This is a genomic window from Ruegeria sp. BJ3, from assembly GCF_056535665.1.
Genome location: NZ_JBQFIT010000001.1, coordinates 1,855,420 through 1,869,047, shown reverse-complemented (window position 1 = coordinate 1,869,047; position 13,628 = coordinate 1,855,420). Strand labels below are relative to the sequence as shown.

Sequence of the window (13,628 nt, the reverse complement as noted above, 5' to 3'; positions counted from 1 at the left end):
TCGGTTCGGCAGCACATTGGTCTGATGTCTTGACGACGTCCGGGCCGCGTTTTCGGGATTGGTGAAAGTGGTAGTCCTGTTTTGGGCAACCGGCCCGGTCGTTCTCGACCGGGCCGCGTTACTTTTGGGATTTTTGGTTTTTGCGCCATTCGGCCCACGCTTGGGGCGTATCCAGATCCAGAATAGCGTTCTGACCCGGCAAAGGCTGTAGGTGCACTTGGTCCAGATGCGCGCGTACGATGGCTTGTGCGCCGCCATCTCCGGTCAAATGCGCCAGATCAGCAAAGAGACTTCGGTCGAAGATCACAGGATGGCCTGGAACTCCGTCCGAGGACGCTCCGCGCCAGATCAGCTTGTCAGGATGTTCGGTGACCGACCGGAGGACCGCGCGCAGATCGTCTGATGTCAGCTCTGGCAGATCGGCCAGCAGGATCATCGCTGCCCGGGCTGATACCGGCACCTGTGCGACGGCTCTGCGCAAACTGGCATTCATGCCTTCATCCGCATCGGGAACAGAAACGACCTGCAAGTCCATCCCGCTCAGCGCGGTGTATCGCGGGTGAGGCGCCGGCGGCAGGGCGACGATGACCGGCCCGACAGGTCCTGCGATTTCAGCCGAGCGTCGGATCAGTGGTTGACCATCGATAATTTGCATCAACTTGTCCGCTCCGCCCATACGGCGAGAGCTACCGGCCGCCAGCAAGATGACAGGGATATCCTTCATGCCGGCCACCTTGCCGCCAACCGGAACGGCTGTCACCCCCGCATTCGAGCACCGTCGGGGTCAAATAGTGGGCTCGTCAGCACACGGGCCTTGCGCATCTGGCCCAGGATTTCAATTTCGACCGCCAAGCCGTCGGCCGCCAGGCCCGTTGGCAGGAAGCCCATGGCGACTGATTTCTGTGCGAAATGCGAATACCCGCCGGATGTGCAAAACCCAACCACTGCGCCGTCATGCCAGATGGGTTCGTAGGCGTTCACATCCGCGTCCTCGGCCTCGACCTCAAAGGCCACAAGCTTGCGGGCCGGCCCTTCAGCCCGCTCGGCCTCGGCGACAGCGCGCCCGATGAAATCGACGTTCTTTGCAAACGAGATGAAGCGGTCCAGCCCGGTTTCCGCGGCCGTGTAGTCGGGCGAGAACTCGCGCATCCACGAGCCGAAGAACTTGTCGAGCCGCAGGCTCATCATCGCGCGCATCCCGAAGGGGGTGATACCGTGCGGCTGGCCGGCCTGCCACAGGGTCCACCAGAGCTGGCGTTGTGCCATCGGATCGCAGTAGATCTCGAACCCCAGATCGCCGGTATAGCTGACCCGCTGCACGACGCAGTCGGTCATGCCGACGACCGTTCGGCGTACGTCCATGAAGCGCATGTCGCTGATATCGGCGCGGGTGCAGGCGGCCAGAACCTCGCGGGCCTTAGGGCCTGCAATCTGGAAGCCGTTGCGTTTGTCGCTGATATTCTCGACGGTTACGCCGTCTTCCTGATGCTGCCGGAACCAGCGCATGTGGAAGCTTTGTGCGCCGTAGGAGGCGGTGAGTTGGAACTCTTCCTCACCCAGGCACGACACGGTGAAATCCCCGATCAGCTTGCCCTTGGGTGACAGCATGGGCGTCAGCGACAGGCGGCCCGGAGCGGGGATGCGGCCCGCCATGATCCGATCCAGCCAGTCGCGGGCGCGGGGACCGGTGACCATGTATTTGCCGAAATTGTGCACCTCGTTGATGCCGACGCCCTCACGCACGGCCCGCACCTCGCGGCCCGTTGCCCCGAAGGCGTCCGAGCGGCGGAAGGAGGGGGTTTCATAGCCGGGCTCGCCATCCTGCGCGAAGTAATTGGCGACCTCGAGCCCGTATTGCTGGCCCCAAACCGCGCCCAGATCGCTGAAGATGTCATACATCGGCGTGGTGCGGTTGGGGCGGGCAGCGGGTAGTTCCTCGTTCGGGTAGGAGACCGAGAAACGCTTCTGATAGTTCTCGATCACCTTGGGGCGGGTATAGCCGGGGGTGATCCAGTCGCCGAACCGGGCCACGTCCATGGCAAAGACGTCGCGTTCGGGCTCGCCCTCGATCATCCATTGCGCCAGCGTCAGGCCGACGCCGCCCCCCTGGCTGAACCCGGCCATCACGCCGCAGGCCGACCAGTAGTTGCGCACGCCCGGCACCGGCCCGACCAGCGGGTTGCCGTCGGGGGCAAAGGTGAACGGGCCGTGGATCACCGATTTCACCCCGGCCTCGGCCAGAACCGGGAAACGGCGATAGGCGAACTCGATGCTGTCGGTGATCTTGTCGAAATCATTCGGCAACAGCTCGTGGCCGAACTCCCACGGCGTGCTATCCACGGCCCAGGGCTTGCAGGGCTGCTCGTAGAACCCGATGCACAATCCGCGCCCTTCCTGCCGCAGATAGCTTTCGCCGGCCGGGTCCATCACATGCGGATGCTCGCCGCCCGCGTCGATGATTGCCTCGATTTCGGGGATGGTGTCGGTGACGAGATACTGATGCTCCATCGGGTGCAGCGGGAAATAGATGCCCGCCATCGCGCCCACTTCGCGCGCCCAGAGGCCGCCGGCGTTGACGATATGCTCGGCGTGGATGGTGCCCTTGTCGGTGACCACGTCCCATGTACCGTCGGGGCGCTGGTTGGTTTCGCGTACCATGCAGTGGGTTTCGATCGTCGCTCCGCCCATCCGCGCGGCCTTGGCATAGGCGTGGGTCGTGCCCGAGGGGTCGAGGTGCCCGTCCAGCGGATCATACAGCGCGCCGATGATGCCGTCGGTGTTGGTGATCGGGGCAATCTTCTTGATCTCGTCGGGGCCGACGATCTCGGTCTCCAGCCCCATGAAGCGATGCTTGGCGCGTTCGGCCAGCAGCATGTCGAACCGGTCCTGGTTGTCGGCCAGCGTGATGCCGCCCACATGGTGCAGCCCGCAGGACATGCCGGTGATCTCTTCCAGTTCCGTGTAAAGCCGGATGGTATAGCCCTGAAGCGCGGCCATGTTGGTGTCGCCGTTCAGCGTGTGGAACCCGCCCGCCGCGTGCCAGGTCGATCCGCTGGTCAGTTCCGACCGTTCCAGCAGCATCACATCCGACCAGCCCAGCTTGGTCAGGTGATACAGCACCGAACACCCGACAACTCCACCGCCGATCACGGCAACCTGACACGTCGATTTCATCCGCACCTCCTTGCGTCTGGCCCGAAGGTGCAGGGGTGCCGCGACGGTATCTGTCACGAAAACGACCGAGTTTGTCGTTTCCGCCGGCCGTCCGTCAGAGCGGCCGCACCTTCAACCAGGTGATCCGGTTGCCCTCGCGTTCGACGACCTCGAACCGGAAGCCGTGGAACGAGAACACCTGACCAACGGTCGGGATCATCTGCGCCTCATGGATCACCAGCCCGGCAATTGTGTTGGCCTCGTCATCGGGCAGGTTCCAGTCCATCGCACGGTTCAGGTCGCGGATGGTCATCGAGCCTTCGACCAGGTACTGACCGTCTTCGGTGCGCGTAATCGTCACATCTTCGTCCACGTCGAACTCGTCCGCGATCTCGCCCACGATTTCTTCGAGGATGTCCTCGAGCGTGATCAATCCGCGCAGCGAGCCGTATTCATCAACCACCAGCGCAAAATGGCTGTGCATGCGCAGGAACTCCCGCATCTGATCATCCAGCGTGGTGGTCTCCGGTACGAAATAGGGGGCGTTGGCCACTTTGAGGATGTCGAACGACTTCAGCCGGTCGGCACTGCCCTCGCCGCCGCCGGCCTGCGCGTACATGGCGCGGAACAGATCCTTGGCGTGCACGACGCCCACGATGTTCTCGGGCTGGCCACGGAACACCGGCAGGCGCGTGTGACGGCTTTCGAGGCATTGTTTCAGGATCGATTCAGGGTCTGCGTCCGCGTCGATCATCTCGATATTCGAGCGATGCAGCATGATTTCCTCGACCGTGCGGTCGCCGAGATCAAGCGCACCCAGGATGCGGTCGCGGTCCTCTTTTTCCACGACGCCTTCGGAATGGCCCAGTTGCAGGGCGCCGGCGATCTCTTCACGCACGGCAAGGATGTTGCTGTCGGGGTCGATCTGAACCCCGAACAGGCGCAGGACCCCGCGCACCAGCAGGCGCACGGCGGCCACCACCGGCGAAAACACCGTAACGACAACACCGATCACCGGGGCGACGGCCGCGGCGGCCTTTTCGGCATTGGTAATCGCGTAGGTCTTGGGCAAAACTTCGGCAAAGACCAGAACAAGCAGGGTCATGACCAAGGTGGCCAGTGCCACGCCGCTTTCTCCGAAAAGTCGGGTGAACAAAGCCGTGGCCAGCGAGGCCGCAAGGATGTTGACGAGGTTGTTGCCAAGCAGAACCGAGCCGATCAGACGTTCGTTGTCATCAGTGATCTCCAGCGCCTTTTGCGCGCCGCGCGATCCTTTGTCGGCTTGCGCCCGCAGTTTACCCCGCGAAGACGCCGTCAGCGCTGTTTCAGACCCCGAGAAGAAGCCGGAGAGAACCAGCAGAAGCAGAATTGAGGCCGTAGTCAGCCAGAAGGCGCCATCGAGAAGAGAAGGGTCAGAGTCCATCGGTCCATTTCAGGTATTGTTGATGCAATGGTTATGGGGGCGCAGATGCGCGCGATCAAGGGTTTGGCCCTAGTCTCGACCGTCATCCTTGGCAAGCGGGTGATGCTGCAACACCAGCTCCGACAGGCGCTCGTCCAGGACATGCGTATAGATTTCGGTCGTCGCGACGTCGGCGTGACCAAGCAGGGTCTGGATCGAACGCAAATCGGCCCCATTGGCCAAAAGATGCGTCGCAAAGGCATGGCGCAGCGTGTGTGGCGTGACTTTGTCGGGAGAAACACCACCTTGCACGGCCAGTTCCTTTATCAGTGCAAAGAACCGATGCCGGGTCAGGTGCCCTGATTTTCCACGCGAAGGAAACAGGAACCGGGACCGCTGGCCTCCATTGGCGGCGGCTGCATCTTCGGCTTCGTCCCGGATGGTCAGCCATGCCGCCAAAGCATCGCGCGCAGGCGGTGACAAGGGCACCATGCGCTCCTTTCCACCTTTGCCGAGAACCAGCAGCATACGTGGGTCGCCGCGGGCGGATGATACCGGTAGGGAAACAAGCTCGGTCACACGCATCCCGGTCGCATACAGAATTTCCATCAGGCAAGTGTTGCGCACCTTGTCTGCCGTACTGCGCCCTGTTTGCCTGGCCGCCTCAAGCAGGCGGTCGACTTCGGCCACGTCCAGCGTTTTGGGCAGCCTTTTCTGGCGTCCCGGGCCTTTGATCTGGATGGCCGGATTGGTCGAGCGCCAGCCTTCTTCAAACGCGAAACGATACAATTGCTTGATGGCGGAGAGGCGGCGGGCGCGGGTCGCGCGCGAAAGGCCTTGTGCGTCACAGTCAATCAGGTAGGCCTCGATCATATCTTGGTCGGCGGCTTCGAACCCGGCATGTCGCCGGTCGAGCCACGCGGCAAAGTCCTTCAAGTCTCGCCCATAGGCCAGCAAAGTGTTGGTTGCGGCCCCAAGTTCTGCGGCCTGCGCCTCGAGAAACGCGGAAATCCACAAGTCTTGTGTCGCCGGAGCGGACACTGTCAGGCCCCCTTCAAAACAAGCAACTGCAAGGCGGCGCGGCGCGCCGTGTCTTCCAGGCCGACGTGTCGGAACACCGCGATGGCCGCAGTCAAGTCAACCAGATTGCCGCGCGCGCCATGCGCGAACATCTGCATGGCCTCAAGAATTGCCTCACCCAGACGGTTTGCTTCCAACATCGCGCGGATATCGGACGGGATCGGTGCCGACCATGCAAACCCTTCGGCGATGGCGTCAGCCATCGGTGAGAGCGAGTTCGAACGCTCGGGTTGGCCCGATGCCAAAGCAGCCAGAAAGGCATTGGCCTCGGGTCCGTCGGGGACAGATCGTGCGGCATCCTCGTACAGCTCGGACAACAGCAGGATGCGCCAGCGCAGGTTCTCGGTGGTCGGGTCGGACAGCTTGATCGACATCAGGCGCTCGGCGAACAGTTCGGCAAAGGGCACTTCGAGCCCGACCGAACCCATTTCTGCCCAGACTTTCGGCAGGGTCTTGGAAATCGCTTCGGGGCTTCCGGTCTCCAGCGCCGTTTCGAAACGCTGAACCGCCGAGACGCGATCCCAGACCGCGCCCGAAGCCGCAGGCGTGCGCTCGGTATAAAGGCCCAGCAGATGGTTCGGCGTAAGCGCGCCTATGCGGGTCAGGCGCTCGGCCGCTTCGATCTGGGCCTTCCAACCGGCAACATCGCGCAGGTCGGCATTGGCAAAGGCCCGCGGCAACGAGGCGGTCGGAAGTCGCTCGCCGATCGCTTCGAACAGGCGAAACGTCAGCGGGTCAGGGTCTTCGGGCTGCGGCAGATATGCGGCGCCTTCGAACATCTCGGGGCTTAGGAAGCGATCCAGCAGATCGAGTTGCTCGGGCGGCAGTAATTCGAGCGCGTGCGCCGCTTCGAGCGTCAGTGCGGCCGAAGCCCAGTCACCTCTGCGGGCCTTGCAGAAGACCTGCGCGGAATAATCCCTCGACAAATGCGGTTGCGCGATCAGCGCAGTGCAGCTGCGGTCTTCGTCGCCGGTCAGCAGAGTTGCGTCAAACCATCGTTTGAACCGCTCAGGCGTATCGGTGGGGCCGGCAAGCTGCACCAAGGATTGCGTCGGATCGGCGGCACCCAGCTGCATCAGGCGATCCAGCCGCGCCAGAAGGAGCTCGTCTGGCTCATTTGAATTTGCCGGCGCTCGGGCCTCGGTCAGCAAAAGTGTGAACAACAGCCGCTGCATGGCAGGGTTCGATTTGACCGGCACGCGCGCGATGAGTTCGGCCAGCCGGGCCGGATCGCTGGGCAGCCACAGATCAACCGGCAGACCGGTCGCTGACCCATCCACCAATCCCAACGGCGGCGACAGCGCCTCGAGCGGAGACACCTGGATGTCGGGCTGCAGGCCCGTATCGGTAACCGGCGGCTCGAGCAATACGGTCCCCGGCAACAGGTCAGGGGCCGTCTCCAGCCAGTCGATCGCGGATAGCGGCTGTTCGGTTTGTGCGGCGGCTTGGCCGGTCAGTGCAAGCGCCAGCACGACGGCCCTAGTTGACATCCAGAATTACCGGTTCGCTGATTTCGCTTTGCGGGGCCGAGAAATCGGCGCCGAAGAATGGGCCAAGATACGCATAGGCCACCAAGCCGATGAAAAGCAGGCAAATTAGGTACAACAGGAATTTGATCAGACGGCCCATGGCTCAACGCTGCCTCAATTTTCGATTTTGGCCAAGTTATAACTGGCATTTTTCCCAAGATCACGTCATTCACAGGGAAATGAGCGAAATTAAGCATAACGTGGCGCCGGCCGGACAACGGCAGGTCTTTGACCTGCACAAAACGGTGGTTTTGGTCGGCATGATGGGCGCTGGCAAGACGGCCGTGGGGCGCGCTCTGGCCGCGCGCCTTGGTGTTCCATTCCTCGACAGTGACAGCGAGATCGAATCGGCTGCCAACATGACCATCCCCGAGATCTTTGAACGGGACGGCGAGCCGTTCTTTCGCACCAAAGAAAGCCAGGTCATCGGCCGTCTGCTGGACGAGAAAAAGGGTATCCTGTCGACCGGCGGTGGCGCTTTTCTGAGCGAAGAAAACCGGACGATGATCTCGGACCGTGGGGTTTCCGTATGGCTGTGCGCGGATCTGGATGTGTTGTGGAACCGGGTGCGCCACAAAGACACGCGACCCTTGCTGCGTACGCCTGATCCGTATGCAACGCTGCGTGACCTGTACGAGGCCCGCGTGCCGTTGTACGCACAGGCCGATCTGGTGGTGAATTCGGACGGCGACACCGCGATCGAGGATATGGTTGACCGGGTTTTGGAAAAGCTGATGACGCGCCCGGATGTATTGGAAGTCAAATAGATGCATCAGACAGTTAACGTTGATCTGGCCGAGCGGTCCTATGACGTGGAAATCGGGCCGGACCTGTTGGCTCAGGCCGGTGCGCGGATCAAACCCATGCTGCACCGTCCGCGTGTCGCGGTTCTGACCGATGAAACCGTGGCCGGTTTGCATTTGGATGCTTTGCGCAGCGGCCTGGCGTCCGCCGGGGTGGAAATGACCGCATTGGCTCTGCCCGCAGGTGAGGCGACCAAAAGCTGGCCGCATTTCGAGCGCGCCGTCGAATGGCTGCTGGCCGAAAAGATCGAACGGCGCGATATCGTCGTAGCCTTCGGCGGTGGAGTAATCGGAGATCTGGGGGGCTTTGCCGCCGCAGTGCTGCGTCGCGGTGTGCGCTTTGTGCAGATCCCAACCTCGCTTCTGGCGCAGGTCGACAGTTCCGTGGGGGGCAAAACCGGTATCAATGCTCCGCAAGGCAAAAACCTGATCGGTGCGTTTCATCAACCTTCGTTGGTTCTGGCTGACACCTCAGTGCTTGGCACGCTGACGGCGCGTGATTTTCTGGCGGGATACGGTGAAGTCGTAAAATATGGCCTTCTGGGGGATGCTGATTTCTTCGAATGGTTGGAGCGCAACGGCCCCGCGCTGTCGGCCGGGGACATGGCGACCCGGGTTCAGGCGGTCACCCGTTCGGTTCAGATGAAGGCCGACATCGTGGCCCGTGACGAGACCGAACAAGGCGACCGGGCGCTGTTGAACCTCGGGCATACGTTCTGCCACGCGCTTGAGGCGGCGACGGGCTATTCCGACCGGCTGCTGCATGGCGAGGGTGTTGCCATTGGCTGTGCCCTGGCGTTCGAGCTGTCGGCCCGCATGGGTCTGTGTTCCCAAGAAGACCCGAGCCGCGTCCGCGCGCACCTGAAGGCGATGGGCATGAAGACCGATCTGTCTGACATTCCCGGAGATCTGCCGGGCGCCGAAGATCTGGTCGACCTTATGGCTCAGGACAAGAAGGTCGTTGACGGCCAGCTGCGCTTTATCCTGGCGCGCGGGATCGGGCAGGCCTTCGTCACGTCGGATGTGCCACGCGATGCCGTTCTGTCTGTGCTGCAGGATGCCTTGGCAACGTGCTGATAAGCGGAGTCAGCGGCCCCGTATCACCATCAATTCGCCAATGTTTTCGCGGGTGATGTATCCGACCATCTGACCGGTCTTGGTGCAGACCGCCACGGCCGGTGCGCCACCATGGAGACCATCCAAAACGGCTTCGAGCCCACTGGTCAGGGCCACCCGGGGGATTTGCTCTTCCATGACCGAGGTCGCGGGTTCCGACCGGGGGTGATCGCCAGCTAGCGCGGCAAACAGCCGATTGCGGGTCACAAAGCCCAACAGCTGCCCGTCTGCGCCCAAAACCGGGAACTCGTGCTGCGTTGTCTGGATCACGGCCTGGGCCGCCGTTGCCAACGTGTCTTGGGGGGTCAGCGCGTGGAATTCGGTAATCATCGCGTCGCGGGCCAGCACGCGGCGCGCCACCGACCGCATTGCTACATCCTGACTTTCTGCATTTGCCGCGATGAAGACGAAAACCGCGATCAGAACCAGGATCGGGTTACCGGTGCTGAGCCCCAGAAACCCGAACCCGACGGCCACGGCCTGGCCCGCAAAGGCAGCTGCCCGTGTGGCCTTTACTCTGTCCATCTTCAGGCAGAGCAGGGCGCGGAACACGCGGCCGCCGTCCATCGGAAACGCGGGGATCAGGTTGAACACCGCGAGGAACAGATTCACGTAGGCCAGCCGGCTCAGCAGGTCGACGCGGGTCGAGTCGATTTGCGCCAGCGTTTCAACCTGCATTCCCGCGCCCAGAAGGACCAGAATGCCCCAGAGGACGACGTTGACCGCTGGACCAGCTAATGCGACGGCAACTTCTTGCATCGGCTTTTCCGGCATCCTCTCCAGGCGGGCCAAGCCGCCGATGGGCAGCAGAGTGATGTCAGGAGTGCGAATGCCATACCTGCGGGCCATCAGCGCATGACCGAACTCATGGGCAACCACGCAGGCAAACAACGCCAGAACAAAAACGATGTTGTCGATGGCTGCTGGCCACCCACCGTCAGAGTAGGCGGCAAAGCCGACCCAGGCCAGCAGCAGAAAGAAGGTGACATGGACCCTCAGTTCCGATCCGAGCAATCGGCCGACGGCGAAGGACCATGTCATGACGTGCCTCGCTGTAGCTTAGAACGGGATTTCGTCGTCGTCGATGCCGCCTGATGCCGGTGCCGGTGCGCTGGACTGCGCGGCGTAGGGCTCGGAGTATCCGCCGCTGTCCTGTCCGCCTCCGTAACCGCTGCTTTGGCCGCCACCGTATCCGCCGCCCTCGTTGCGACTGTCCAACAGGGTCAGTTCACCGCGGTAAGGGCGCAGAACGACTTCGGTGGAATAGCGATCCTGTCCGGACTGATCCTGCCACTTGCGCGTTTCCAGTTGGCCTTCGATGTAGACCTTTGACCCTTTGCGCAAATACTGCTCGGCGATGCGGACGAGCGGTTCGGAAAAAATAGCGACTGTGTGCCACTCGGTCCGTTCGCGGCGTTCACCGGTATTGCGGTCTTTCCAGTTCTCCGAGGTCGCGATCCGTAGGTTGCAGACCTTGCCACCGTTCTGAAACGACCGCACTTCGGGATCGCGCCCGAGATTGCCGACCAGAATGACTTTGTTGACTGAACCTGCCATGGATTTCCCCGTTTTTTGACTAGCTTGATGGCGCCCGAATCTGACGCTGAGTTCACCTGAAACCCTATACGTCCTGCGCCCGGGTTGGAACACGGTTGATGCCCGGAATGCCACCCGGAAAATCAGTGTTTCCTTAACCAAGCTTTCATTTCTGCCTGAAATACCTATAATCCGAATGAGTGCTGAACGAGCGGGATTGCTTGAATGCGTTGTCTGTTAAGTGGTTTTTCAATTGCATGCCTCGTTCTGGCGTCGACGCCGCTGAGCGCGGATGTCCTGTCGACCAAGAATCGCAAAGATATCTTTTTGAAGCAGGCCAAGATTCTGGACACGCGGGCCGCCAGCCAGTATCGCGACTCTGAACGGCTGAAACCGAAGACACCGGACGGCAGTTTCAAAAAGCGCTATTCCGGCAAGTACCGTGGTGAGTACCTTGCCATGGCGCGCCAAGCAGCGCGCAAGCACAATGTCCCGGAAGAACTGTTCCTGCGTCTGGTGCAACAGGAAAGCGGTTGGAACCCTCACGCCAAGTCGCATAAGGGCGCTTTGGGCCTCGCGCAGCTGATGCCGCAAACCGCCAGACTGCTGAACGTGAACCCGCATGACCCGAAGCAAAACCTTGAAGGCGGTGCGCGGTATCTTTCGTGGCAATACCGTAAATTCAAGTCCTGGCGCCTGGCGCTGGCAGCCTACAACGCGGGTCCGCAAGCGGTGGAAAAACATGGCGGCGTGCCGCCCTATGCCGAGACACAGAATTACGTCAAAGTCATCTGGGGCGGCTGATACCAAAGCCGCACAAAAAACCGGCCCAGGGCCGGTTTTTCTTTGGGCGCTTACTCGGCTGCTATTTTGATGACAGGCTCCATCTTGGCCAGTGTCTCCGTGGACAGATGACACTTGACCTGGTGTCCGTCAGCCAGCGTCTGGACCGGCGGAACCTCTTTTTCGCACAATCCGCCCGCAACTTCGGACTTCCAACGACACCGGGTTTGGAACGGACATCCGGGCGGCGGGTTCATCGCCGAAGGAATGTCGCCTTCAAGGACAATGTGTTTCTTTTCGACCGAGGTATCGGCGATTGGAACCGCGCTCAGCAGTGCCTCGGTATAGGGGTGATAGGGCGGCGAGAAGACTTGATCGGTCGTGCCCAACTCGACCACGTGGCCCAGATACATAACCATGACGCGGTCGCTGAGGTAGCGTACGATCGACAGGTCGTGGCTGATGAAAAGCAGTGTCGTCTTGTGTTCGCGCTGGATCTCCATCAACAGATCGGTCACGGCTGCCTGCACCGACACATCCAATGCCGAGACCGGCTCGTCCGCGACGACGATCCGGGCGTCCCCGGCAAAGGCACGGGCTATCCCGACGCGCTGTTTCTGGCCGCCTGACAGTTGGCGCGGCATACGGTCGGCAAACGCGCGCGGCAGCTTCACCAGGTCCAGCAACTCGAGCATCCGTTGCTTGCGTTCGGCCTCCGAGTTTCCGACGCCGAAGATCTCCAGCGCGCGGATGATCTGACGTCCGACCGTCATCGACGGGTTCAGCGTATCGAACGGGTTCTGGAACACCATCTGGACTTCGCCGACGGTCTTGGCATCCCGTTCTTCGATCGGCAAATGCTCGATATTGCGGTTGTCCAGCAGGATCTGCCCGTCGGTCGCCGTCTCCAATCCCATGAGGACCTTGGCAAACGTGGATTTGCCGCAGCCGGACTCGCCAACGATGGCCAGCGTTTCCGATTCATGTGCGTCGAAGCTGAGGGTTTCGTTGGCCTTGACCACTTTCTTCTCGCCCCCACCGAACAGGGCGTTTGCGGCCACCTCGTAATATTTCTTGAGGTTGTCCATCTTCAGAACGGTCTTGCCGATCGGCGCTTTTTCTTTTTGCTCGGCAACCGTGATGGGTGCGTTCCAGTCGATTTCCTGGAACTTCAAGCAGCGCGTATGGTGGCGGTCATTGCCGGGGACCGGGAACATCTGAATGTCCTGCGCGTCACAACGCCCTTCCTCGAAATAGTCGCATCGCGGGCCGAAATTGCAGCCCGGTGGGCGTTCGTGCGGCAACGGGAAGTTGCCGGGGATAGCAACCAGCGGGCGCGAATTCTTGTCCGCGCCGGGCAGGGGGATCGAGCGGAACAGCGCCTGAGTGTAGGGGTGCTGCATCTCGTCAAAGACATCGTGGATCGAGCCACGTTCGACCGCCTCGCCGGAATACATCACGCACAAACGGTCACATGTCTCTAGAACCAGGCCGAGGTTGTGCGAAATGAACAGCATTGATGTGCCGTATTTCTTGCCCAGATCCTTGACCAGTTCCACCACGGCGGCCTCGACCGTCACGTCCAGCGCGGTTGTCGGTTCGTCCAGGATCAGAAGCGACGGCTTGGACATCAGGGCCATCGCGATCACGATGCGCTGCTGCTGGCCACCGGACAGCTGATGCGGAAAGCTGTTCAGCATCCGCTCGGGGTCCGGCAGGCGCACATCCGTCACCACTTCCAGAGCACGGGCATAGGCCTCTTCTTTGCTGACCCCTTCGTGGATCATCGGCACTTCCATCAGCTGTTTGCCGATCTTCATCGCCGGGTTCAAAGAAGCCATCGGCTCTTGATAGATCATCGCGATCTCATTGCCGCGAATATCCCGAAGTTCTTCCTTGCTCATCTCGCTAAGGTCACGGCCCTTGAATTTGATCGAGCCGCCAACGATCCGACCATTCTTGCCAAGGTCCTGCATGACACCCAAGGCGACCGTCGACTTGCCGCAGCCGGATTCACCGACCAACCCGACAGCCTCGCCGGGCTGCACACTGACCGAAAAATCCATAACGGCCGGTATTTCCCGCAAGCGGGTAAAGAACGAAATCGAGAGCTTGTCGATTTCGAGGATCGGCCCGTCGTAATCCGCCAGTTTGTTCATCTTGCTTGCTCCTCGCCAGCACTCGGGGGATCCCCTTCATCTGGCTAAAAATATCCTGGTGGGGGCC

General features: G+C 61.4%; 12 protein-coding genes. 3 read left to right on the top strand and 9 right to left on the bottom strand.

Translation table 11 applies throughout. The features are described from left to right. Nucleotides 1–118 precede the first annotated feature (118 nt). From ACR3EL_RS09395 to ACR3EL_RS09370, 6 genes are all read right to left on the bottom strand, one after another. Entirely contained in the window at nt 119–724 is a 606-nt protein-coding gene (locus ACR3EL_RS09395; RefSeq protein ID WP_170338972.1) for a nucleotidyltransferase family protein, read from the bottom strand. A gap of 32 nt (nt 725–756) precedes the next feature. Continuing rightward, nucleotides 757–3,174, bottom strand: a complete 2,418-nt coding sequence (locus ACR3EL_RS09390; RefSeq protein ID WP_170338970.1) for a GcvT family protein — start codon at nt 3,172–3,174, stop codon at nt 757–759. Nucleotides 3,175–3,268: 94 nt separating this feature from the next. Next, nucleotides 3,269–4,576: an HlyC/CorC family transporter gene (locus tag ACR3EL_RS09385; RefSeq protein ID WP_170338968.1), complete on the bottom strand. Its 1,308-nt coding sequence runs from the start codon at nt 4,574–4,576 to the stop codon at nt 3,269–3,271. Nucleotides 4,577–4,645: 69 nt separating this feature from the next. Then, entirely contained in the window at nt 4,646–5,596 is a 951-nt protein-coding gene (locus tag ACR3EL_RS09380; protein WP_170338966.1) for a site-specific tyrosine recombinase XerD, read from the bottom strand. 2 nt (nt 5,597–5,598) lie between these two features. Further along, nucleotides 5,599–7,125 carry a hypothetical protein gene (locus ACR3EL_RS09375; protein WP_170338964.1) on the bottom strand — a complete coding sequence of 509 codons (1,527 nt, stop codon included), beginning with the start codon at nt 7,123–7,125 and terminating at the stop codon, nt 5,599–5,601. Further along, nucleotides 7,115–7,264, bottom strand: coding sequence for a hypothetical protein (locus ACR3EL_RS09370; RefSeq protein WP_170338962.1), 150 nt, complete (start codon nt 7,262–7,264; stop codon nt 7,115–7,117). Before ACR3EL_RS09370 ends, ACR3EL_RS09375 begins: the two co-directional genes overlap by 11 nt. 79 nt (nt 7,265–7,343) lie before the next feature. Here ACR3EL_RS09370 and ACR3EL_RS09365 point away from each other — a divergent pair, with 79 nt between their 5' ends. Continuing rightward, nucleotides 7,344–7,931 (top strand): shikimate kinase, encoded by a 588-nt coding sequence (locus ACR3EL_RS09365; RefSeq protein ID WP_170363624.1) that lies wholly within the window; start codon nt 7,344–7,346, stop codon nt 7,929–7,931. Continuing rightward, entirely contained in the window at nt 7,932–9,044 is a 1,113-nt protein-coding gene (gene aroB / locus ACR3EL_RS09360) for a 3-dehydroquinate synthase (protein ID WP_170338959.1), read from the top strand. 9 nt (nt 9,045–9,053) lie between these two features. On the opposite strand, the gene ACR3EL_RS09355 is transcribed toward aroB, so the two are convergent. Both ACR3EL_RS09355 and ssb read right to left on the bottom strand, forming a co-directional pair. Then, the gene (locus ACR3EL_RS09355) at nt 9,054–10,124 is read right to left on the bottom strand and encodes a site-2 protease family protein (RefSeq protein ID WP_170338956.1); all 1,071 of its coding nucleotides are present in this window, start codon (nt 10,122–10,124) and stop codon (nt 9,054–9,056) included. 18 nt (nt 10,125–10,142) lie between these two features. After that, nucleotides 10,143–10,640, bottom strand: coding sequence for a single-stranded DNA-binding protein (gene ssb, locus ACR3EL_RS09350; RefSeq protein WP_170338954.1), 498 nt, complete (start codon nt 10,638–10,640; stop codon nt 10,143–10,145). Nucleotides 10,641–10,844: 204 nt separating this feature from the next. On the opposite strand from ssb, the gene ACR3EL_RS09345 reads away from it, so the two are divergent. Beyond that, on the top strand, nt 10,845–11,423 hold the full coding sequence (locus tag ACR3EL_RS09345) for a lytic transglycosylase domain-containing protein (protein ID WP_093961864.1): 579 nt from the start codon (nt 10,845–10,847) through the stop codon (nt 11,421–11,423). A gap of 50 nt (nt 11,424–11,473) precedes the next feature. Here ACR3EL_RS09345 and ACR3EL_RS09340 read toward each other — a convergent pair whose 3' ends face one another. After that, the gene (locus ACR3EL_RS09340; RefSeq protein ID WP_093961865.1) at nt 11,474–13,561 is read right to left on the bottom strand and encodes a dipeptide ABC transporter ATP-binding protein; all 2,088 of its coding nucleotides are present in this window, start codon (nt 13,559–13,561) and stop codon (nt 11,474–11,476) included. Between the last annotated feature and the right edge of the window lie 67 nt (nt 13,562–13,628).